Origin of the sequence: Caulobacter endophyticus (genome assembly GCF_029543245.1) — a bacterium.
In the GTDB taxonomy this organism is placed as follows: Bacteria; Pseudomonadota; Alphaproteobacteria; order Caulobacterales; family Caulobacteraceae; genus Caulobacter; species Caulobacter endophyticus_A.
Genome location: NZ_JARQWV010000024.1, coordinates 23557 through 41738, shown reverse-complemented (window position 1 = coordinate 41738; position 18182 = coordinate 23557). Strand labels below are relative to the sequence as shown.

The 18182-nt window shown below is 67.6% G+C and carries 19 protein-coding genes; 9 read left to right on the top strand and 10 right to left on the bottom strand.

From position 1 onward, the window contains the following. Window positions 1–2: 2 nt before the first annotated feature. The 3 genes from P7A99_RS20350 to P7A99_RS20340 all read right to left on the bottom strand — a co-directional run bounded on the left by P7A99_RS20350 (window position 3) and on the right by P7A99_RS20340 (window position 3735). Window positions 3–1370, bottom strand: a complete 1368-nt coding sequence (locus tag P7A99_RS20350; RefSeq protein ID WP_277795577.1) for an alginate export family protein — start codon at window positions 1368–1370, stop codon at window positions 3–5. Window positions 1371–1667: 297 nt separating this feature from the next. Continuing rightward, a complete protein-coding gene (locus tag P7A99_RS20345) occupies window positions 1668–2951 on the bottom strand; it encodes an alginate export family protein (RefSeq protein ID WP_277795576.1) in 1284 nt (427 codons plus the stop codon). Window positions 2952–3096: 145 nt separating this feature from the next. Continuing rightward, on the bottom strand, window positions 3097–3735 hold the full coding sequence (locus P7A99_RS20340; RefSeq protein WP_277795575.1) for a TetR/AcrR family transcriptional regulator: 639 nt from the start codon (window positions 3733–3735) through the stop codon (window positions 3097–3099). A 176-nt stretch (window positions 3736–3911) separates the two neighbouring features. On the opposite strand from P7A99_RS20340, the gene P7A99_RS20335 reads away from it, so the two are divergent. The 5 genes from P7A99_RS20335 (at window position 3912) to clpA (ending at window position 10116) form a co-directional block, all read left to right on the top strand. After that, the gene (locus tag P7A99_RS20335; RefSeq protein WP_277795574.1) at window positions 3912–5324 is read left to right on the top strand and encodes a glycosyltransferase; all 1413 of its coding nucleotides are present in this window, start codon (window positions 3912–3914) and stop codon (window positions 5322–5324) included. 17 nt (window positions 5325–5341) lie between these two features. After that, on the top strand, window positions 5342–6253 hold the full coding sequence (locus P7A99_RS20330; RefSeq protein WP_277795573.1) for a class I SAM-dependent methyltransferase: 912 nt from the start codon (window positions 5342–5344) through the stop codon (window positions 6251–6253). Window positions 6254–6262: 9 nt separating this feature from the next. Next, window positions 6263–7054 carry a TrmH family RNA methyltransferase gene (locus tag P7A99_RS20325; RefSeq protein ID WP_277795572.1) on the top strand — a complete coding sequence of 264 codons (792 nt, stop codon included), beginning with the start codon at window positions 6263–6265 and terminating at the stop codon, window positions 7052–7054. 402 nt (window positions 7055–7456) lie between these two features. After that, the gene (clpS, locus tag P7A99_RS20310) at window positions 7457–7783 is read left to right on the top strand and encodes an ATP-dependent Clp protease adapter ClpS (RefSeq protein ID WP_058347605.1); all 327 of its coding nucleotides are present in this window, start codon (window positions 7457–7459) and stop codon (window positions 7781–7783) included. An 11-nt stretch (window positions 7784–7794) separates the two neighbouring features. Beyond that, entirely contained in the window at window positions 7795–10116 is a 2322-nt protein-coding gene (gene clpA, locus P7A99_RS20305; RefSeq protein WP_277795571.1) for an ATP-dependent Clp protease ATP-binding subunit ClpA, read from the top strand. Between the two features lie 68 nt (window positions 10117–10184). Here the strand turns inward: clpA and P7A99_RS20300 are convergent, their stop codons facing one another. Then, the gene (locus P7A99_RS20300) at window positions 10185–10622 is read right to left on the bottom strand and encodes a BLUF domain-containing protein (RefSeq protein ID WP_277795570.1); all 438 of its coding nucleotides are present in this window, start codon (window positions 10620–10622) and stop codon (window positions 10185–10187) included. A gap of 121 nt (window positions 10623–10743) precedes the next feature. On the opposite strand from P7A99_RS20300, the gene P7A99_RS20295 reads away from it, so the two are divergent. Then, window positions 10744–11085, top strand: coding sequence for a hypothetical protein (locus P7A99_RS20295; RefSeq protein ID WP_277795569.1), 342 nt, complete (start codon window positions 10744–10746; stop codon window positions 11083–11085). A gap of 23 nt (window positions 11086–11108) precedes the next feature. Here the strand turns inward: P7A99_RS20295 and P7A99_RS20290 are convergent, their stop codons facing one another. Both P7A99_RS20290 and P7A99_RS20285 read right to left on the bottom strand, forming a co-directional pair. Next, window positions 11109–11774, bottom strand: a complete 666-nt coding sequence (locus tag P7A99_RS20290) for a DUF2625 family protein (RefSeq protein ID WP_277795613.1) — start codon at window positions 11772–11774, stop codon at window positions 11109–11111. A 12-nt stretch (window positions 11775–11786) separates the two neighbouring features. After that, window positions 11787–12218 (bottom strand): HIT family protein, encoded by a 432-nt coding sequence (locus P7A99_RS20285; protein WP_277795568.1) that lies wholly within the window; start codon window positions 12216–12218, stop codon window positions 11787–11789. A 54-nt stretch (window positions 12219–12272) separates the two neighbouring features. Here P7A99_RS20285 and P7A99_RS20280 point away from each other — a divergent pair, with 54 nt between their 5' ends. Beyond that, the gene (locus P7A99_RS20280) at window positions 12273–12863 is read left to right on the top strand and encodes a DUF4287 domain-containing protein (protein WP_277795567.1); all 591 of its coding nucleotides are present in this window, start codon (window positions 12273–12275) and stop codon (window positions 12861–12863) included. Between the two features lie 50 nt (window positions 12864–12913). After that, on the top strand, window positions 12914–13399 hold the full coding sequence (locus tag P7A99_RS20275; protein WP_277795566.1) for a pyridoxamine 5'-phosphate oxidase family protein: 486 nt from the start codon (window positions 12914–12916) through the stop codon (window positions 13397–13399). Window positions 13400–13468: 69 nt separating this feature from the next. Here P7A99_RS20275 and P7A99_RS20270 read toward each other — a convergent pair whose 3' ends face one another. The 4 genes from P7A99_RS20270 to P7A99_RS20255 all read right to left on the bottom strand — a co-directional run bounded on the left by P7A99_RS20270 (window position 13469) and on the right by P7A99_RS20255 (window position 16515). Beyond that, window positions 13469–14629, bottom strand: coding sequence for a GNAT family N-acetyltransferase (locus tag P7A99_RS20270; RefSeq protein ID WP_277795565.1), 1161 nt, complete (start codon window positions 14627–14629; stop codon window positions 13469–13471). Further along, window positions 14626–15399: a glycerophosphodiester phosphodiesterase gene (locus tag P7A99_RS20265; RefSeq protein WP_277795564.1), complete on the bottom strand. Its 774-nt coding sequence runs from the start codon at window positions 15397–15399 to the stop codon at window positions 14626–14628. Before P7A99_RS20265 ends, P7A99_RS20270 begins: the two co-directional genes overlap by 4 nt. Beyond that, window positions 15399–15857, bottom strand: a complete 459-nt coding sequence (locus tag P7A99_RS20260; protein ID WP_058347593.1) for a RidA family protein — start codon at window positions 15855–15857, stop codon at window positions 15399–15401. Before P7A99_RS20260 ends, P7A99_RS20265 begins: the two co-directional genes overlap by 1 nt. Window positions 15858–16080: 223 nt before the next feature. Next, window positions 16081–16515, bottom strand: a complete 435-nt coding sequence (locus P7A99_RS20255; RefSeq protein WP_165259949.1) for a phasin family protein — start codon at window positions 16513–16515, stop codon at window positions 16081–16083. Between the two features lie 336 nt (window positions 16516–16851). On the opposite strand from P7A99_RS20255, the gene P7A99_RS20250 reads away from it, so the two are divergent. Continuing rightward, window positions 16852–18162 carry a D-alanyl-D-alanine carboxypeptidase family protein gene (locus P7A99_RS20250; protein WP_277795563.1) on the top strand — a complete coding sequence of 437 codons (1311 nt, stop codon included), beginning with the start codon at window positions 16852–16854 and terminating at the stop codon, window positions 18160–18162. Window positions 18163–18182 lie beyond the last annotated feature (20 nt).

The following is an 18182-nucleotide window of genomic DNA, read 5'->3' as shown; positions in this document are numbered from 1 at the left end:
GCTCACAGCTTGTATTCGAGGGAGAACCAGGCCTTGGTCCGCGAGGCCGGCGGGGCCAGGGTCCCGGCCGGCACGGTCGTTTCGCGCTGGAAGTCGGCGTACTTCACCAGCAGGGAGAGCTTGGGCGTGATCGCCGCGGTCAGCTGGACCTCCCATTCGTGGCCGAGGTCGGCGCCGGTGCGCTGGTCGTCGAAGTCGTGGTAGCGGACCAGGATGTCGCTGTTGAAGAAGTAGGTCTTCTTGAAGCGCGGCTTGACGTTGAGGCCCACGTTCAGGTCCTTCAGGCCGTCGGCGAAGCTCTTGTTGCCGCCGGGCGACACCCACGAGTCCGACCAGCCGTTGAAGGCGTGCACCGTGCCCAGCGGCGTGGTGAAGCCGCGCGTCCCGTCGCCTTCCAGCTGCTCGTAGGCCAAGCGGGCGGTGTAGATGTCGAAGGTCCCCGCCACCTCGCCGGCCCAGTAGTCGAGATCGTAGCTCGGCGTATTGCCGTGCCAGTCGCTCTGGCGGGCGAAGGTCGCGCCATAGGCCACCTGGTAGAGGCCGACCCAGGTCTTGCCCGAGGCCTTGCCCCCCTTGGTGATCGACGAGTTGATCGGCGAGTTGCCGAAATCCAGCGCGTAGACGAAGCCTTGCAGGCGCAGCGCCTCGGCCGGCGACCAGGTGACGTTCAGGAGGTGGCTGTCGCTGTCCCAGTCGCGCAGTTCGCCCAGGATGCGATTGACGTGGGTGAGGTAGGCGTAGGTCCCTTTCACCCGGCCCGCCGCGAAATCGGCGCGCACGCCGTCGAAGGTCTGCTCGTCCTGGCGCCAGGCCACCCCGCCGACGAAGCGCTGATCGTCGAGCACGATGCGCTGGCGGCCGGCGGTGACTTGCAGCGCCGCGCTCGGCGTCCAGGTCACCTGGGCGCGGTTGAGCTCGGTGACGTCGGGGTCGTTGACGATCGGATAGCGGGCCTTGTCGGCGCCGTTCAGCGGCGGCGTGGTCGCGCCGGGCACGTTGACGGCGTAGTGCTCAGGGCCGATCTGGCGGACGTCCTCGAATTCGATCAGGCCCTTGAAACCGTGGAAGTCGCCGGTCTCCCAGCCGAGCCGGGTGCGCACCGTGTAGGCGTTGGCCCGTTCGCGCAGATTGGCCTGGTCGACCGTCTCGTAGCGCGCCCGAACCTCGAAGATCGGCTTGCCGGCCAGCATCTGGTCGCTGAAAGTCGGCGGCGGCGCGGGCGGAGGCGGCGGTTCGGCCGCCTCCGCCACGGCTTCCGGCTCGGCGGCCGGCGGCGTGGTTTCGGCTGTCGTCTGGGCGTGCGTTCCCGATGCCCACAGCAGCGCTGCGAGCCCGGCGCCGAGCGTGAGCCCGGCCCTCTTCGTGTTCATGCCTCTTCCCCTCAGGCCAAAAAAAAACGCCCGGCAAGGGCGTGAGCCCCTCCGGACGTCGTTGTCCAAAACAGTCGCCGACCCCGTCGTCGGCGTCAGGGCCTCGCGGCCCGTCGCGGAACGTCGTTGCCCCGCGTGTCGTGATCAGGGACGCATCGACCGCCGGGGGACGGCAATCGACAAACCGTCGTTATCGGTTGTTTCGCAGGTGCGGCGCCCGTTTTTGCGCAGCAGCACGGCGCCCAAGACTTGGGCGGCGCCCGCAAACCGGGCGCCCTCCTCTCGCTACGGACGATCTCAGAGCTTGTACTCGAGGGTGAACCACACCTTCTTGCGCGACGCGGGCGGCGCCGGGGTACCGCTCGGCACGCTCGATACCCGGTCGAAGCCGGCGTACTTCAGCTGGGCCGACAGCTTCGGGGCGATGGTCGCCGTCAGCTGGGCGTTCCACTCGTGGCCCAGATCCGCGCCCGTGCGGTCGTCGTCGAAGTCGTGATAGCGGACAAGCAGCTCCGGGCTGGCGAAGTTGCGCACCTTGATCTTCGGCTTCAGCGTGACGGTGAAGTTCAGGTCGTCCAGGCCGTCGGAAAAGCTCTTGTTGCCGCCCAGCGACGACCAGGCGTCGGCCCAGCCGTAGAAGCCGTGGGCCGCGCCCAGCGGTGCGCCGAAACCCCGCGTGCCGTCGCCTTCCAGCGTGTGGTAGCCGATCTGAGCCGTGTAGATGCCGCGCGTGGCCGCGAACTCGCCGCCCAGATAGTCGAGCTCGTAGTCGGCGGTGGCGCGGTGATAGTCGCTCTGGCGGGCGAAACCGGCCGAATAGTTCAGGGTGTAGGCCCCGGCCTTGGCCTTGCCGACGGCCCGCGCGCCCTTGGTGATCGAGGTGTTGAGCGGCGAGTCCGAGAAATCGAGCGCGTAGACGAAGCCCGTCGCCTTCAGGGCCTCCGAGAAGGTCCAGCTGGCGTTGACGAAATGGCTGTCGCTGTCCCAGTCTCGGCGCTCGCCCAGCGCCCGGTTGACGCGGGTGACGTAGACATAGGTTCCCTTGAAGCGGCTCAGCGACAGGTCGGCGCGCAGGCCGTCATAGGTCTGCTCGTCCTGGCGCCACGCGGCGGCGGCGACGAAGCGCTGGTCGTCGAACTGGATCTTCTGGCGGCCGGCGGTCAGCTGCAGGGTCTTGGACGGCGTCCATTGCAGCTGGACGCGGTTCACCTCGGTGACGTTCGGGTCGTTGATCGCCGGGAAGCGGGCCTTGTCGGCGCCGTTCAGCGGGGTGGAGACGCCCGGCGTGGTGATGGCGAAGTGCTCGGGGCCGATGCGGCGAACGTCGTCGAACTCGATCAGGGCCTTCACGTCATGCCAGGCGCCGGTCTCCCAGCCGAAGCGCGTGCGCACCGTCGTGCCTTCGGCGTTGTTGCGCAGGGTGGCGGTCTTGGTCTGGTCGTAGCGCTCGTAGCGGGCGCGGATCTCCAGCAGCGGCTTGCCGGCCTTCACCGCATCCAGCAGCGACGCCTCCTGCGCATTCGCGCCGCTCGCCCAGGCCAGGGCCGCAAGGCCCGCACACACAACATGAAGTCTGCTCATGCGGCGGGGCTCTAGGGCCCAAGGGTTAACCCGCTACCACCACCGCGCCATCGAACGACGTTGTATTTGCGAAGGCCGGCTAAGCTTCTGGCGGCGCGGGGAAATTCGGCAGGTGCGACCGTTTGTCGCCGCCCCCGCCCGACTGCTACCTGTCGGCGATCAGGCCGTGCATCACCCCGTCCAGCGTGACCTGCATCAGTTCCTCGGCCGGCGCCCAGCTGCGGCTGGGCTTGGTGATGACCAGCGAGACGATGCCGTGACAGGCGGCCCACAGCACCTGGGCGGCGCTTTCGGCGGTGCCGGTCTTCAGGCGGCCGGCGGCGGCGATCTCGCGGATCGGACCGCTGAACTCGTCGAAGCAGCGGTCGCCGAGATCCGACACCGCCTGCTGCTTCTCGATCGAGATCGCCTCGTTCGAGCCGCAGAACACCAGTTGGTAGGTGTTGGGGTTCTCGAAGGCGAAACGCATGTAGGCGTCCAGCATCCGCCGCACCTTCTCGACCGCGTCGATCGGCTCCTGCGACAGGGCGACATTGATCGACAGCAGCTTCTCGATAGCCTCCTTGCCGATCTCCAGCAGGATCTGATCTTTGTCGCGAAAGTGCATATAGAGCGCGGTCGAGGACACGCCCACGGCGTCGGCGATCTTGCGGATCGTCGCCCCGGCATAGCCCTCGGCGATGAAGATCTTCTCGGCGGCGGCCAGGATCTCGCCCCGGCGCATGTGGCCATCGCCCTTGGGCTTGCGGGCGGACCTGGGCGGCTTCTTCAACGCGACGGTCACGATACGGTACTTCCTCCCTCTTCCCCGACCTGACACTAAACGGGAATCACCCAGGCCCGACAAGCGGAACACCGTTTTACGTAGAACGCGTATTTTTCCATTTGACACTTTATGGTTGAACTAATCGAGTCGCTCCCGCTGAAAGGCCAAGGTTCAGGCCGGGGTTGGGGGACGACATGGCGCGCGAGGAACGGCGGCTGCACGTCGATGGGCTGGATCATGCGATCCTGCCCGATCCGCCGCTCGTCACACCGGCTCCCGCCGCCGACGGCGCGCACAGACGATTGAGCCCGGGCCAGGCGGTCGCGCTCTCGACGATCGCCTTGGGACTGGTCGTCGCGCTGACGGCCGCGCCAGGCCAGGCGCTAGACGTCCTCCGCTGGACGGGCCTTACGCTGTTCGCTCTGCTGGCCACGCTGCGGCTGGCCGCCGCCTGCACGCCCCGCCGCTTGGTCGTCGCGCCGCCCCTGCCCGACCACGCCCTGCCCGCCTATACCGTGCTCGCACCGCTCTACAAGGAAGCCTCGGTGGCGGCCGAACTGGTGACCAATCTCGAGCGCCTCGACTATCCGCGCGACCGGTTGCAGGTGCTGATCGTGCTGGAAGCCGACGACGCCGAGACCATCGCCGCCTTTCACGCCTTGCCGCTGCCCGCCTTCGTCCAGGTGCTGGTCGCGCCGCCGGGCGGACCCAAGACCAAGCCGAGAGCCTGCAACCACGCCCTGGAGCGGGCGCGTGGCGAGCTTTTGGTGATCTACGACGCCGAGGACGCGCCCGATCCGGGCCAACTTCGCGAGGCCGCCGCCCGCTTCGCCGCCGCCCCGACGGCGCTGGCCTGCCTCCAGGCGCCGCTGAGGATCGAAATCCCCGCCATTTCGGGCCTTCTTCCCCGTCAGTTCCAGCAGGAGTATGCCGCGCACTTCGAAGTTCTGCTGCCGGCCCTGGCCCGCTGGCGGCTGGCCTTTCCGCTTGGCGGCACCAGCAACCACTTCAAGACCGCGCCCCTGCGGGCCGTCGGCGGCTGGGACGCCTTCAACGTGACGGAAGACGCCGACGTCGGCTTCCGCCTGGCGGCGGCCGGCTACACGCTCGACGTCATCGACCGCCCGACGCTGGAAACCGCCCCGACCACCTGGAAAGCCTGGCGGCCGCAACGGGCGCGGTGGATCAAAGGCCATCTGGCCACCCTGCTGGTGCATCTGCGCGGCCCGGCCGCCCGGCGTCCCCGCGTGGCCATGGCGCTGTTCCTGACCCTCTTCCTGTCGCTGGTCTCCACGCACCTGCATGCGCCGATCTTCGCCGGCGCCGTGCTTATGATCCTGCTGGACCTGGCGCCGGACGGCCATGCCGCGCTCGACGGACCGGGCCTGGTGCTTTTCGGCTACGCCTGGATGGGTTCGGCCATCGCCGCCGCGGTCGGCAGGCGGCGCGCAGGGGGCCGGGCCAGGGCCCTGGACCTGCTTGGCCTGCCGCTGATCTGGCTGTTGCAGGGCTGGGCCGGATGCCATGCGCTGTGGCAGTTCGTGCGGCGTCCGCACCACTGGGACAAGACCCCGCACGCGCCTCGGGCTGGACGACGCTTGGCCTGAGCGCGTATGGCGTGGCCATGCATCCGACCATCGCCGCCTCTCCCCTCGTCATGCGCACCACCGGCTGGGCCGACTACGCCCTGCTCGACAGCGGGCGCGGCAAGAAGCTGGAGCGCTACGGCCGCTACACCGTCGTCCGCCCCGAGCCGCAGTGCTTCTGGGAGCCCCGCCTGCCCGCCAGCGCCTGGGACGAGGCCGACGCCGTGTTCGACCCGTCCGACGAGGACGAGGCCGGCCGCTGGCGCTTCCGCGGCAAGCCGATCGAGAAGTTCGACCTGGCCTGGGGCGAGGCGAAGTTCCACGGCCAGTTCACGCCGTTCCGCCACCTGGCCTTCTTCCCCGAGCAGGCCGCCAACTGGGCCTGGCAGGACGAACGCGTTCGCGCCTTCGTCAAGGCGCGCGGCCGCCAGCCCAAGATCCTGAACCTGTTCGGCTACACCGGCGTGGCCAGCCTGGTCTGCGCCGCCGCCGGCGCGCACGTCACCCACGTCGACGCCTCCAAGAAGTCTGTCGGCTTCGCGCGCGAGAACGCCGCCTTCGCCGGCCTCGCCGACAAGCCGATCCGCTGGATCGTCGAGGACGCCCGCCGCTTCGTCGCCCGCGAGGTGCGCCGCGGCAACGTCTATGACGGCATCATCCTGGACCCGCCGAAGTTCGGCCGCGGCCCCGACGGCGAGGTCTGGCGCCTGTTCGAGGACCTGCCGGCCCTGGCCGCCGACTGCGCCGCGCTGCTGGCCGAGGACGCCGACTTTCTGCTGATGAACGCCTATGCGGCCCGCGTCTCCGGCGCGGCCATGTCGGGCCTGCTGGCCCAGGCGCTGGACGGCCGCGCCGGCGTCATCGACTGGGGCGAGCTGTCCCTGGTGGAAGACAAGGGCGACCGCCAGATCGGCCTGTCGTTCTTCGCCCGCTGGTCGTCGGAGGCCTAAAGTACAGACATGAGCGTCAAGACCGTCACCTCCCTGACCAACGCCACGGTGAAAGCCGTCCGCGCCCTGCACATGCGCAAGGAGCGCGAGGACAGCGGCCTGTTCCTGGCCGAGGGCCTGAAGATCGTCATCGAGGCGATCGACTGCGGCCACGCGCCCAAGATCCTGATGTACGGCCCCGACGCGGCCGACCACCCGATGCTGCAAAAGGCCGCCAAGGCCTGCGCCGCGGCCGGCGGCGAGGTCATCGAGGTCAACCGCGAGATCCTGGAAAAGGTCTCGCGTCGCGACAATCCTCAAGCCGTGGTCGGCGTGTTCAAGCAGGTATACACGCCGCTATCGGCCATCGTGCCGCAGAGCGCCGACTGCTGGGTGGCTCTTCAGGCCGTCCGCGACCCGGGCAATCTGGGCACCATCATCCGCACGGCCGACGCGGCCGGCGCCGGCGGGGTGATCCTGGTGGGCGACTGCGTCGATCCCTATTCGGTGGAAGGCGTGCGCGCGACCATGGGCTCGGTCTTCGCCGTGAAGATCGCCAAGGCCAGCGTGCAGGAGTTCCTGGCCTGGCGCGAGGAGTGGCCCGGCAGCGTGGTCGGCACCCTGCTGACCGCCACCGTCGACCACAAGAGCGCCGATTACGTGAAGCCCTCGCTGATCCTGATGGGCAACGAACAGCAGGGCCTGCCGCCCGAACTGGCCGCCGCCTGCGACGTCAACGTCAAGATCCCCATGCGCGGCCGCGCCGACAGCCTGAACCTGTCGGTGGCCACCGGGATCATGATCTACACGGTGACGGGCTGATTTCCCGGTTCCCTCTCCCCTTGCGGGAGAGGGTGGCCCGCGAAGCGGGTCGGGTGAGGGGTCGATGAACGGCGCCGCAGCGAAGCGGAACGGCTGGGCGCGATGTCAGACGTCTGAGAGACCCCTCATCCGTCGGCTATCGCCGACACCTTCTCCCGCAAGGGGAGAAGGAACAAGCGCTCCCCCGCCCCCTTGCGCGACAACGCGCCGCACACCATTTCGCAGCCTCGCCGCGGGAACGCACAGGCCCCTTTCGCCGCTCTCCCAAACGTGAAGCCGATTTCGACGGCGCCCCTGTGCTAAAGCGGCGCAGTCGGGCGGCGGCCTCTTCCAAAGCCGCCGCTTTTCCATATCTAATTCATGAAGGCGGGTGATTTGCTTCCCGCCGGGAGAAAGCGGTCGATGGCCGAGCGAAAGCAAGGCGGAAATACAGGCGCGGGCTCTTCGGTCGTCACGGAAGTGAAGCCGAAGACGCAGAAGCCCTCGCTTTATCGCGTACTGATCCTGAACGACGACTACACCCCCATGGAGTTCGTCGTTTACGTGCTCGAACGGTTCTTCAACAAGTCGCGCGAAGACGCGACACGGATCATGTTGCACGTTCACCAGAACGGCGTCGGCGTCTGTGGTGTTTTCACCTACGAAGTCGCCGAGACCAAAGTCGCCCAGGTGATCGACTCAGCCCGCAGACATCAGCACCCGCTGCAGTGCACCATGGAAAAGGATTGAGGAGCCTCCCCTTGCCCTCTTTTTCGCGTCCTCTCGAAGAATCCCTGCATCGCGCCGTCGCGTACGCCAATCAGCGAAAGCATGAGTACGCGACCCTCGAACACCTTCTGCTGTCGCTGACCGACGACGACGACGCCGCCGGCGTCATGCGCGCCTGCGACGTGGACCTGGCCGCCCTGAAGAAGAGCCTGGTCAACTATCTCGACGTCGAACTGTCGTCCCTGGTGGTCGACGACGAAGAGGACGCCAAGCCCACGGCGGGCTTCCAGCGCGTGATCCAGCGCGCCGTGATCCACGTCCAGTCGTCCGGCCGCGAGGAAGTGACCGGCGCCAACGTCCTGGTCGCCATCTTCTCCGAACGCGAGAGCCACGCCGCCTACTTCCTGCAGGAGCAGGACATGACGCGGTACGACGCGGTGAACTTCATCGCCCACGGCATCGCCAAGAAGGCCGGCGCTTCGGAGCCCAAGGCCGCCAAGGGCGCGACCGCGGTCGAGGAAGATCAGGAAAAGCCCAACACCAAGACCGGCGGCGAGGCCCTCGAGGCCTATTGCGTCGACCTCAACGAAAAGGCCCGCCAGGGCAAGGTCGACCCGCTGATCGGCCGCGCGAACGAAGTGGAACGCGCGATCCAGATCCTCTGCCGTCGCACCAAGAACAACCCGCTGCTCGTGGGCGACCCCGGCGTCGGCAAGACCGCCATCGCCGAAGGCCTGGCGCGCAAGATCATCACCCACCAGGTGCCTGAAGTCCTGGCGGAAGCCACCATCTACTCGCTCGACATGGGCGCGCTGCTGGCCGGCACCCGCTATCGCGGCGACTTCGAGGAACGCGTCAAGCAGGTGGTCAAGGAGCTCGAGAACCACCCGAACGCGGTGCTGTTCATCGACGAGATCCACACCGTCATCGGCGCCGGCGCGACCAGCGGCGGGGCGATGGACGCGTCGAACCTGCTCAAGCCCGCCCTGGCCTCGGGCACCCTGCGCTGCATGGGCTCGACCACCTACAAGGAGTTCCGCCAGCACTTCGAAAAGGACCGGGCCCTGGTCCGTCGCTTCCAGAAGATCGACGTGAACGAGCCGACGGTGGAAGACACCATCAAGATCCTCAAGGGCCTGAAGACCTACTACGAGGACTTCCACAAGCTGAAATACACCAACGAGGCCCTCAAGGTCGCCGTTGAGCTGTCGGCCAAGTACATCACCGACCGCAAGCTGCCCGACAAGGCGATCGACGTGATCGACGAGGCGGGCGCGGGCCAGATGCTGCTGCCGGAAAGCCGTCGCAAGAAGACCATCGGCGTCAAGGAGATCGAGGCCGTCGTCGCCAAGATCGCCCGTATCCCGCCCAAGTCGGTCAGCAAGTCGGACACCGAGGCCCTGAAGGAACTCGAGAACGACCTGAAGCGCGCCGTGTTCGGCCAGGAAGAGGCCCTGATCCAGCTGTCGGCCGCCATGAAACTGGCGCGCGCCGGCCTGCGCGAACCGAACAAGCCGATCGGCTCGTATCTGTTCAGCGGCCCGACCGGCGTCGGTAAGACCGAAGCCGCCAAGCAGCTGGCCCAGACCCTGGGCATCGAGATGCTGCGCTTCGACATGTCGGAATACATGGAGCGCCATACCGTGAGCCGCCTGATCGGCGCCCCTCCCGGCTATGTCGGCTTCGACCAGGGCGGCCAGCTGACCGACGCGGTCGACCAGCACCCGCACGCCGTCGTCCTGCTCGACGAGATCGAGAAGGCGCACGGGGATGTCTACAACATCCTGCTGCAGGTGATGGACAACGGCACCCTGACCGACAGCAACGGCAAGAAGGTCGACTTCCGCAACGTGGTCCTGATCATGACCACCAATGCGGGGGCCTCCGACGCCCAGCGCAACTCGATCGGCTTCGGCCGGTCGAAGGTCGAGGGCGAAGAGGACGCCGCGCTCAAGCGCCTGTTCACGCCGGAGTTCCGCAACCGCCTGGACGCCGTCGTGGCCTTCAAGCCGCTGACGCCGGAGATCATCCGCCAGGTCGTGCAGAAGTTCGTCATGCAACTGGAGGCGCAACTCGCCGACCGCAATATCACGATCGAACTGGCCGACGACGCGGCCGACTGGCTGGCCAAGAACGGCTTCGACGAGCTCTACGGCGCCCGTCCGCTGGCCCGGGTCATCCAGGAGCACATCAAGAAGCCGCTGGCCGACGACATCCTGTTCGGCCGCCTGACCCGCGGGGGCCACGTCAAGGTGGTGCTCGAGAACGGCAAGATCGGCTTCGAGATCGAAAGCGCCTCGGAAGGCAAGTCCGGCAAGTCGGACGACGCCGAGGAGCCGGCCCTGGCCGAATGAGGCTGGAAGCTGCCTGAACATGGAAAGGCCCGGAGCGATCCGGGCCTTTTTCTTTGGGGCTTGGCGCCTTAGCGCAGGTGGCGTGCGCCCAGCAGCGACAGCAGGCGGATCGCCCGCTCCTCGTCCAAGCCCGCCGGCGTGAAGTGCTCCAACCCCACCTCCGACAGCGCCGAGGCGTCTTCCGCCTCAAGCCGCCGCTGGCCCATGTTCCAGTCGCTGAACAGCCGCCGCTCGGCCGGGCCGTCGGCGATCAGCACCACCTCGTCGTGGCGCGGGTCGGCGCCGATCCGCTCATAGGCCTGGGCGACGGTCTGGCCGGGCCCTTCCAGCACCTGCAGGAACCGCCCCTCCCCGGCCGCCAGAAAGCCGGTGATGTCGTCGATGCGATTGTTCTGGATCGACTTGACGACCACCGCCCGCAGGGTCTCGTCGATGGCCGCCGGATCGGCCGCCCGACTGGCGTAGACGAGACGGTAAAGCCCGCGCCGGGCCAGGGGATCGGTCATTCGCTATCCTTCACCGGCCGCTGAAGCTGGACCTTCTGGGAAAGCCCCAGGCCCGGAAAGGTTCGCTTGCGCTCACGCAAGGGATGTAGACAAAACAAGAACAAACGAGTAGCGTGAGTTCATGAGCAACATTCCCTTCGACACCCTGAGCGCTTCAAAGCGCCTGCGTGAGGCAGGGATGGAGGCGCGCGCAGCCGAGGCTGTCGTGGAACTGGTGCAGCAGACGACGATGCTTCCCGACATCAGCGAACTGGCGACACGTTCAGAGCTTCAAGCCGTAAAGACCGAACTGAAGAGCGAACTCAAAGGCGAGATCGCCTCGGTCCGCAGTGAACTCGCTCTTACCGAGGCCCGTATCCGCGCTGACCTCAGCGAGAAGATCCGCCTTCAGGGCTGGGCGCTGCTGGGCGGCATGGCGGTGCTGGTGTCGATCTCGACCGCGCTGATCAAGCTGCTGCCCTGAAGATTGGCCTTCGACAATGACCGCTAGCCGACGGTAAACCCGCAGAAATCGAGACGAAGTCTCAGACTTTCGGCGGCGCTGACCACGGATACGCTCGGTCGCCCCTCCCTCGCCTCCCTCGACCACAGGAAGGGGTAGAACGCGTATGCCTCGTCGAAGGCGGGACGCGGCCGCGCTTCATATTCGTCGAGGTGCGCGAACGGCTCGTAGAGCTGCTTCAGGTCGCCCGTCAGGCACCACTCGACGAAATCCGCATAGCCGACGCCGAGCGGCGCCCAGGCGATGTCGTCAGCCGCCAGATGGAAGACCTCGCCCGGCCGGCCCGCGCCGAACCGCCCTCCATTGAGCGCGAACAGCCCGCCTAAGACGTCATCGGCCACGACGATCACATCAGGGTAGCTGCCGTCGAGAGGCGCGCCGGTCAGCGCGGCGGTCTGCGGAAGCGAGCGGACAAGGCCCCCACCGAGCAGCCGCAGGAAGCCGTCCGCCACCGCCACGCCGCCGGTCTCGTAAGCGATCGCGCCGAGCATCGAGCGCGTAGTGACCTGCAGGCCCGTCAGCGTCTCGATCCGCATCCTCTGGTCGGGCGGCAGCAACACACCGCCGTTGCCCGCCGGATCGTCGATCCAGGTCCGCAGCAGCGGCAAGGCGGAATCCGTCTCATCCAGCAGGTCGAGGAGCGAGCGCACCAAGTGTCCGCCCTAGAGCGCCGCGCTGATCTTGGCGGCCAGGGCCTTCAGCTCCTCGATATCGGCCATGCCTTCGCCATGCCGCCCCAGGTCCTCGTTTTCGTATCGAGGAATGACGTGGAAATGCAGGTGGAAGACGCTCTGCCCCGCTGGCGCGCCGTTGAACTGGGTGACGACCACGCCTGCCGGGTCCAGCGCCTTGGTGACGGCCCGGGCCGCCTTCTGCACCGCGCCGATCAGGCGGCCCAGGGTCTTGGGCTCGGCTTCCAACACATTGCGCGCCTTGGAGGTCTTGGAGATCACCAGCAGGTGGCCGCGCGACTGCGGGAAGGCGTCCATGAAGGCCAGGACCTCGTCGTCCTCGAACACCTTCACGCTCGGGATCTCGCCGCAAACGATCTTGGCGAAGATATTGTCCGGGTCGTAGGTTCCGTGAAGGCTCATGGTCGTCTCCATTGCGTGGGACAGGCTCTAGCAAACCAGGGAGGGCGCGCAAGCATGGGCAAGACCGACGAGACGGGCCAGGGCCTGACCGAACGCCAGAAGAAGTGGTTCGCCTCGGTGCAGGCGAGCCTCGAGCGCGACACCGGCAAGACCCTGGAGCAGTGGGTCGAGATCGTCCGCCGCGACTGCAAGGAGACCAAACCCAAGGCCCGCATCGACTGGCTGAAGGCCAATCATGGTCTTGGCGTGAACCGAGCGGCGCACATTCTGGGCGTCGCCTTCCCGTCCGAACTGGGCTGGGACGACGCCGAGGGCCTGCGCGCGGCGCTGTGGACCGACCCGGCCTCGACCGCGATCCTGGCGGCGATCGAGGCGGCCGTGGCAGATTTCCCGGGACTGGTCACGGGCCAGCGCAAGGCCTTCACCGCCTGGTCCAACAAGGTGCAGTTTGCGGCCGCACGCCCCATCAAGGGCGGAACGGTGTCGCTGGGCCTGGCCCTGACGCCCGACGCCTCCCCTCGCCTGTCAGAGCCGAAGAACGAGAGCTGGTCCGAGCGGCTGAAGGCCAAGCTGGCCCTGGCTTCCCCGGCCGAGGTCGACGACGAGGTTAAGGCCCTGCTGAAGGCGGCCTGGGACCGCTCCTGACGGGAACGGCGCCGGGCGCGGCCACGTTCTGACGGTGGGAGGACAAGACCATGTCCAAGGAAGCCGATCTCACCACCAAGTTCTGGAAGGCCCTGAAGGCCGACCGCACCGTCATGCTGGGCCTGCCCGATGTCGAGGGCGGCCACAGCCAGCCCATGACCGCCCTGATGGAGGGCGAGCAAGGCGGCCCGCTGTGGATCTTCACCTCGGCCGACTGCGACATGGTCGCCGCCCTACACCACGAGCGCGACGCGGTGATGCACTTCGCCTCCAAGGGCCACGACCTGTTCGCCGAGATCGACGGCCGCCTGCGCATCGACAACGACCGCCAGGCCATAGACGGCCTCTGGAGCCCGTTCGTGGCCGCCTGGTTCACCGGCAAGACCGATCCGGCGCTTCGCCTGCTGCGCTTCGAGCCCGAGCACGCGCGGATCTGGCTTAACGAGAACAGCCTGTTCGCCGGCATGAAGCTGATGCTGGGCCATGACCCGAAACGCGACTATCGCGACAAGGTGGCCGAGGTCAGCCTGCACTAACTTCGGGTGAGGTTGGCGGACTTGAGCGGGACTGCGCCACCACTCCACCAACGCCCTCACCAGCGTGTTCTAGGTTTCGTGCCGGAAGGGCGAATACTCCTCGGTGAGCATTACCATGTCCTCCGCCACCGCCTCGCGCTCGCGCTCCAGGTAGCGGGCGACGGGCTCGCGTAGCGCCGGGTCGGCGATCCAGTGGGCCGAGTAGACGGCGCTGGGCAGGTAGCCGCGGGCGATCTTGTGCTGGCCTTGCGCGCCGGCCTCGACGCGCGGCAGGCCAAGGCGGATCGCGTGCTCGATGGCCTGGTAGTAGCAGAGCTCGAAATGCAGGAACGGCACGTCCTCGGTGCAGCCCCAGTGGCGGCCGTAGAGGCAATCGCGGCCGAGCAGGTTCAGCGCGCCGGCGATCCACGGCCCGCCCGGCCGCCGGGCCAGGATCAGCAGCACCTTGTCGGCCATCCGCTCGTGCAGCAGCGAGAAGAAGCGGCGGTTCAGATAGGGCCGCCCCCACTTGCGGGCGCCGGTGTCCATGTAGAAGCCGAAGAAGGCGTCCCAGTGTTCGTGGGTAAGCGCCTCGCCGCTCAGGGCCACGATCTCCAGCCCATCCTGGGCGTCGCGACGCTCACGGCGGATGGTCTTGCGGCGGTTGGAGGACAGGGCCGCCAGGAAGTCGTCGAACGTGGCGTAGCCGGCGTTCTCCCAGTGATACTGCTGGTCCTGCCGGCGCAGCAGGCCGCGGTCGCCCATCCAGTCCCACTCGTCCTCCGTCGGGAAGGTCACGTGCAGCGACGAGGCGCCGATGCGCTCGCAAAGGGTCAGCGCTCCGCCCAGGAGGGCCGAACGCGCCTCGTCGGGATCGGCGTCGGGCCGGGCGATCAGGCGCGGGCCGGTGACCGGCGAGAACGGCGCCGAGCACTGGAGCTTGGGATAATAGCTGCCCCCTGCCCGTTCGTAGGCGTCGGCCCAGGCGTGGTCGAAGACGTATTCGCCCTGGCTGTGGTTCTTCAGATAGAGCGGCATCACCCCGGCGATAGCGCCGTCGGTGTCGGAGACGCTGACGTGATGCGGCGCCCAGCCGGTGCGATCGGCCGCGCAGCCGCTCTCTTCGAGGATGTCGAGGAAGTCGAAACTGACGAAGGGATCGCCGGAAGCGCCGGCGCAGGCGTCCCAGGCCTCGCGGCCGATATCGGCGATGCGGCGGTGAACGCGCACCTCCGCCTTAAGCGAACTCACGCAGCGAAGCCCTCGAAGATCAGGTTGTCGCAATGGTCGGAGACGGCGTCCCACTGCTCGGGCGAGCGCACCGTCCAGGCGACGATGGGCATGCCCTTGGCGCGGAAGACGTCGGCTCGCGGGCTGGGCAGCATGTCGAGCCCCAACGCAAGGAAGTCCGGCCGCGCCAGTTCCACCTGCTCCAGGGCGGCCAGCGACTTGCGCAGCTCCGGCGCCAGCTTGCGGGCGTTCTCGTCGTTCCAGCTGTAGGAATCCAGGCCCCGCAGCACCTGCGGATTATGGTCGGCGAACCAGGCGTGGGAGTACGGGTTGAAGCCGATCACGGCGATCGGACCATTGTGGTCGATCAGGATCTCCGAGACCTTCTTCTCCAGCTCGCCCACCTCGCCGAACGGGGTCTTCAGCTCGATCTGCACCATGGCCCGGTGACCGATCACCGCCAGGGCGTCGGCCAGGGTCGGGATGGTCTCGTCCGTGCCCGACAGCTTCATGGCGGAAAGCTCGGCGGCGGTATGATCGCGCAGCCGGCCCTCCACGCCCGTCAGGCGCTCCAGGCGATCGTCGTGGAAGACCACCGCCTGGCCATCGGCCGTCAGCTGGACGTCCAGCTCGATGGAGTAGCCTTTCGCGCAGGCGGCCTGGAAGGCGGCCAGCGAGTTCTCGGGCGCGCCGCCCTGCGTCCACAGCCCCCGGTGCGCGATCGGCGGATCGAAGAGGCGTTCCCACGCCTCGCCGAACACCTCGGTCCCGGGCCGCGGACGCGCGCGCATCAGAAGACCTCCACCACCGCGTCGACCTCGACGGCGAAGCCCAGCGGCAGCTTGTAGACGCCGACAGCCGAACGGGCGTGGCGGCCGGCGTCGCCGAACACCTCGACCATCAGGTCCGAGCAGCCGTTGATGACCTTGGGAATGTCGATGAAGTCGGGGCCGGCCTGCACGAAGCCGCCCAGCTTGACCACCCGGGCCACCTTGTCGAGGTCGCCGACCGCGGCCTTGATCTGGGCCAGCAGGTTCACGCCGCACAGGCGCGCGGCCTTCTGGGCGGTTTCAAGGTCGACGTCGACGCCGACCGTGCCCTTGATGCCGCCGGCCGGGTCGATCGAAATCTGGCCAGAGATGTGGACGAGGTTGCCCGAGCGCACGAACGGCACATAGTTGGCCACCGGGGCCACCGGCTGCGGAAGCGTGATCCCCAGACCCGCCAGACGCTCTTCCACCTTCGACATTCAAACGCTCCCTTACCGAGAGCGCATGCTTAGCAAGGGCGGGCCTTCGTACAAGGAAAAAGGCCCGGACGCGGGGTCCGGCCCCAGGCGCACAAGAAAAAAGGCCCGGCCCCAGGGTCCGGGCCAAGGCGCACAAGAAAAAAGGCCCGGACCGCGAGGTCCGAGCCTGAAGGCTGGGTAGACTTGGAAACGGCCCGCAAGCGGGGCCGTTCCGAATTTCGAATTAGCGAGCGGCCTGGAACTTCTCGACCGTGGCGGTGACGCGCTCGTTCAGCGGCTTCACCGAGTCCTTGATCGAGGCCGAGACGATCTCCGAGGCCTTGCTCAGCTGGGCGATGTAGGCTTCCAGGGCCGACTTGGCCCAGGCGGTCTGCAGCTCGACGGCTTCCTGCACGCTCTTGGCGGCGGCGAGCGCCTTGGCGGCGGCCACTTGGTCTTCGGCGGCCTTCTTCGAGTAGGCGAAGGCTTCGGCGCCCAGGGCTTCAGCGCCCTTGGTGGCGGCGGTCACCGAGGCGACCACGGCTTCGAGGTTCTTCTTGGAATGGGTGTTGGCTTCGGCCAGGGCGGCGAGGGACTTGTCGACACCATCCTTGAACGCCTGGTTGCTGGCGGAGGTGTACTGCTCGACGGTGCTCTTCAGGGTCTCGGTGACGGCCATGGGGAGGGCTCCTGGGCGGGTCATGGTGGGACGACGCGACCTTGTTAGGGTTTTCGGGCCGCGATCCCGCGCCATGCGTTGGGACGACATGGTTTTCTCATGTTGCAGTGCAGCAGTCAAACGATTTTGTGCAGCGCACCATAACCCTAGGTGAAGCTGCTCCGTACTCGGACCGCATGCCGAGCGAAGCGTTGCCGCAACGCCTAAGTTTTATCTTAATCTGCGGCGAAAGCGCTCACCAGTTGTTTACTTTGGCGTAAGGCGACAACGCGCATGCTAGCTCTCACGCGTGTGGCGGTGCGGAACCGCTCAGTTCAAATGACGGACGTTTGTCGCATGTTCGCCAAGCTTAACTCCGCCCGTCGCCTCCTCGTCGCCGCCGGCCTCGCCGCGGCTTCGCTGGTCGGCGTCGCTGCTCCCACCGTCGCTTCGGCTCAGATCCCGTACCTGCAGCTGAACGCCGCCGAACCCAAGTACGCGGCCATCGTGATCGACGCCAATTCGGGCGAGGTGCTGTACGACAAGCGCGCCGACAGCCCGCGCTATCCGGCCTCGGTCACCAAGGTGATGACGCTGTACCTGACGTTCGAGGCGCTCAGCGAAGGCCGCCTGAAGCTGACCGACCGCGTGCCGATCTCGCCGCGCGCCGCCGCCCAGGCTCCCACCAAGATGGGCCTGCGTCCGGGCGACAGCCTCAGCGTCGACGAGGCGATTCGCGCCATGGCCGTGAAGTCGGCCAACGACATCGCCACCGCCATGGCCGAGAAGCTGGGCGGCAGCGAAAGCCGCTTCGCCGCCCTGATGACCCTGAGGGGCCAGGAGCTGGGGATGCGCAACACCCGCTTCGTGAACGCCTCGGGCCTGCCCGACAGCCGCCAGATCAGCACCGCGCGCGACCTGGCCATCCTGTCGCGCGCCACGATGCGCGACTTCCCGCAGTACTATTCCTACTTCAGCCTCAAGGGCTTCGAGTTCCGCGGCGGCTACATCCGCGGTCACAACCGTCTGCTCTCCAGCATGGAGGGCTTCGACGGCCTGAAGACCGGCTACACCAACGCCTCGGGCTACAACCTCGCCGGCTCGGCCGTGCGCGACGGCCGCCGCCTGATCGCCGTGGTTCTGGGCGGTTCGTCGACCGCCTGGCGCGACAACAACATGGAAGACCTGCTGACCACCGGCTTCGACGTGATGCGCCGCCGCTCGCACGGCGAACGCACCAGCATCGCCGCCAACCTCTATGAAGACGATCCGACCGGTCCGATCATGCGCCCCTCCTCGGAAGAGGGCGACGGCGACCAGGCCGGCCTGAAGATCGTGCTGACAGACAACCCGCGCCCCGCGCCGGTGAAGGTCTCGCCCACCCTCAAGGCCGCCAAGGACGCCGGCAAGCCGGCCCCGAAGAAGGCCAAGGGCGAATGGAGCGTCCAAGTCGGCGCCTTCCAGTCCAAGAGCCTGGCCAACAAGCAGCTGGGCATCGTCCGTGATCGCTTCGCCAAGGCCGTGGCCGACGCCGAGGGCGCCGTGGTCAGCGCCGCCGGCGGCGCCTTCCGCGCCCAGTTCCAGGGCATGACCGCCGACGCCGCCCGCGCGGCCTGCTCGGCGATCAGCGCCAAGCGCCAGCCCTGCATGGTCATCGCTCCGCGCTGATCAGAAGCCCTGCGATCTAC

Bases quoted from the DNA above. Each gene is read 5' to 3' on its own strand.
- P7A99_RS20350 (WP_277795577.1), bottom strand. From the start codon at position 1,370: ATGAACACGAAGAGGGCCGGGCTCACGCTCGGCGCCGGGCTCGCAGCG.
- P7A99_RS20345 (WP_277795576.1), bottom strand. From the start codon at position 2,951: ATGAGCAGACTTCATGTTGTGTGTGCGGGCCTTGCGGCCCTGGCCTGG.
- P7A99_RS20335 (WP_277795574.1), top strand. From the start codon at position 3,912: ATGGCGCGCGAGGAACGGCGGCTGCACGTCGATGGGCTGGATCATGCG.
- P7A99_RS20330 (WP_277795573.1), top strand. From the start codon at position 5,342: ATGCATCCGACCATCGCCGCCTCTCCCCTCGTCATGCGCACCACCGGC.
- P7A99_RS20325 (WP_277795572.1), top strand. From the start codon at position 6,263: ATGAGCGTCAAGACCGTCACCTCCCTGACCAACGCCACGGTGAAAGCC.
- clpS (WP_058347605.1), top strand. From the start codon at position 7,457: ATGGCCGAGCGAAAGCAAGGCGGAAATACAGGCGCGGGCTCTTCGGTC.
- P7A99_RS20300 (WP_277795570.1), bottom strand. From the start codon at position 10,622: ATGACCGATCCCCTGGCCCGGCGCGGGCTTTACCGTCTCGTCTACGCC.
- P7A99_RS20295 (WP_277795569.1), top strand. From the start codon at position 10,744: ATGAGCAACATTCCCTTCGACACCCTGAGCGCTTCAAAGCGCCTGCGT.
- P7A99_RS20285 (WP_277795568.1), bottom strand. From the start codon at position 12,218: ATGAGCCTTCACGGAACCTACGACCCGGACAATATCTTCGCCAAGATC.
- P7A99_RS20280 (WP_277795567.1), top strand. From the start codon at position 12,273: ATGGGCAAGACCGACGAGACGGGCCAGGGCCTGACCGAACGCCAGAAG.
- P7A99_RS20275 (WP_277795566.1), top strand. From the start codon at position 12,914: ATGTCCAAGGAAGCCGATCTCACCACCAAGTTCTGGAAGGCCCTGAAG.
- P7A99_RS20265 (WP_277795564.1), bottom strand. From the start codon at position 15,399: ATGCGCGCGCGTCCGCGGCCCGGGACCGAGGTGTTCGGCGAGGCGTGG.
- P7A99_RS20260 (WP_058347593.1), bottom strand. From the start codon at position 15,857: ATGTCGAAGGTGGAAGAGCGTCTGGCGGGTCTGGGGATCACGCTTCCG.
- P7A99_RS20255 (WP_165259949.1), bottom strand. From the start codon at position 16,515: ATGGCCGTCACCGAGACCCTGAAGAGCACCGTCGAGCAGTACACCTCC.
- P7A99_RS20250 (WP_277795563.1), top strand. From the start codon at position 16,852: ATGTTCGCCAAGCTTAACTCCGCCCGTCGCCTCCTCGTCGCCGCCGGC.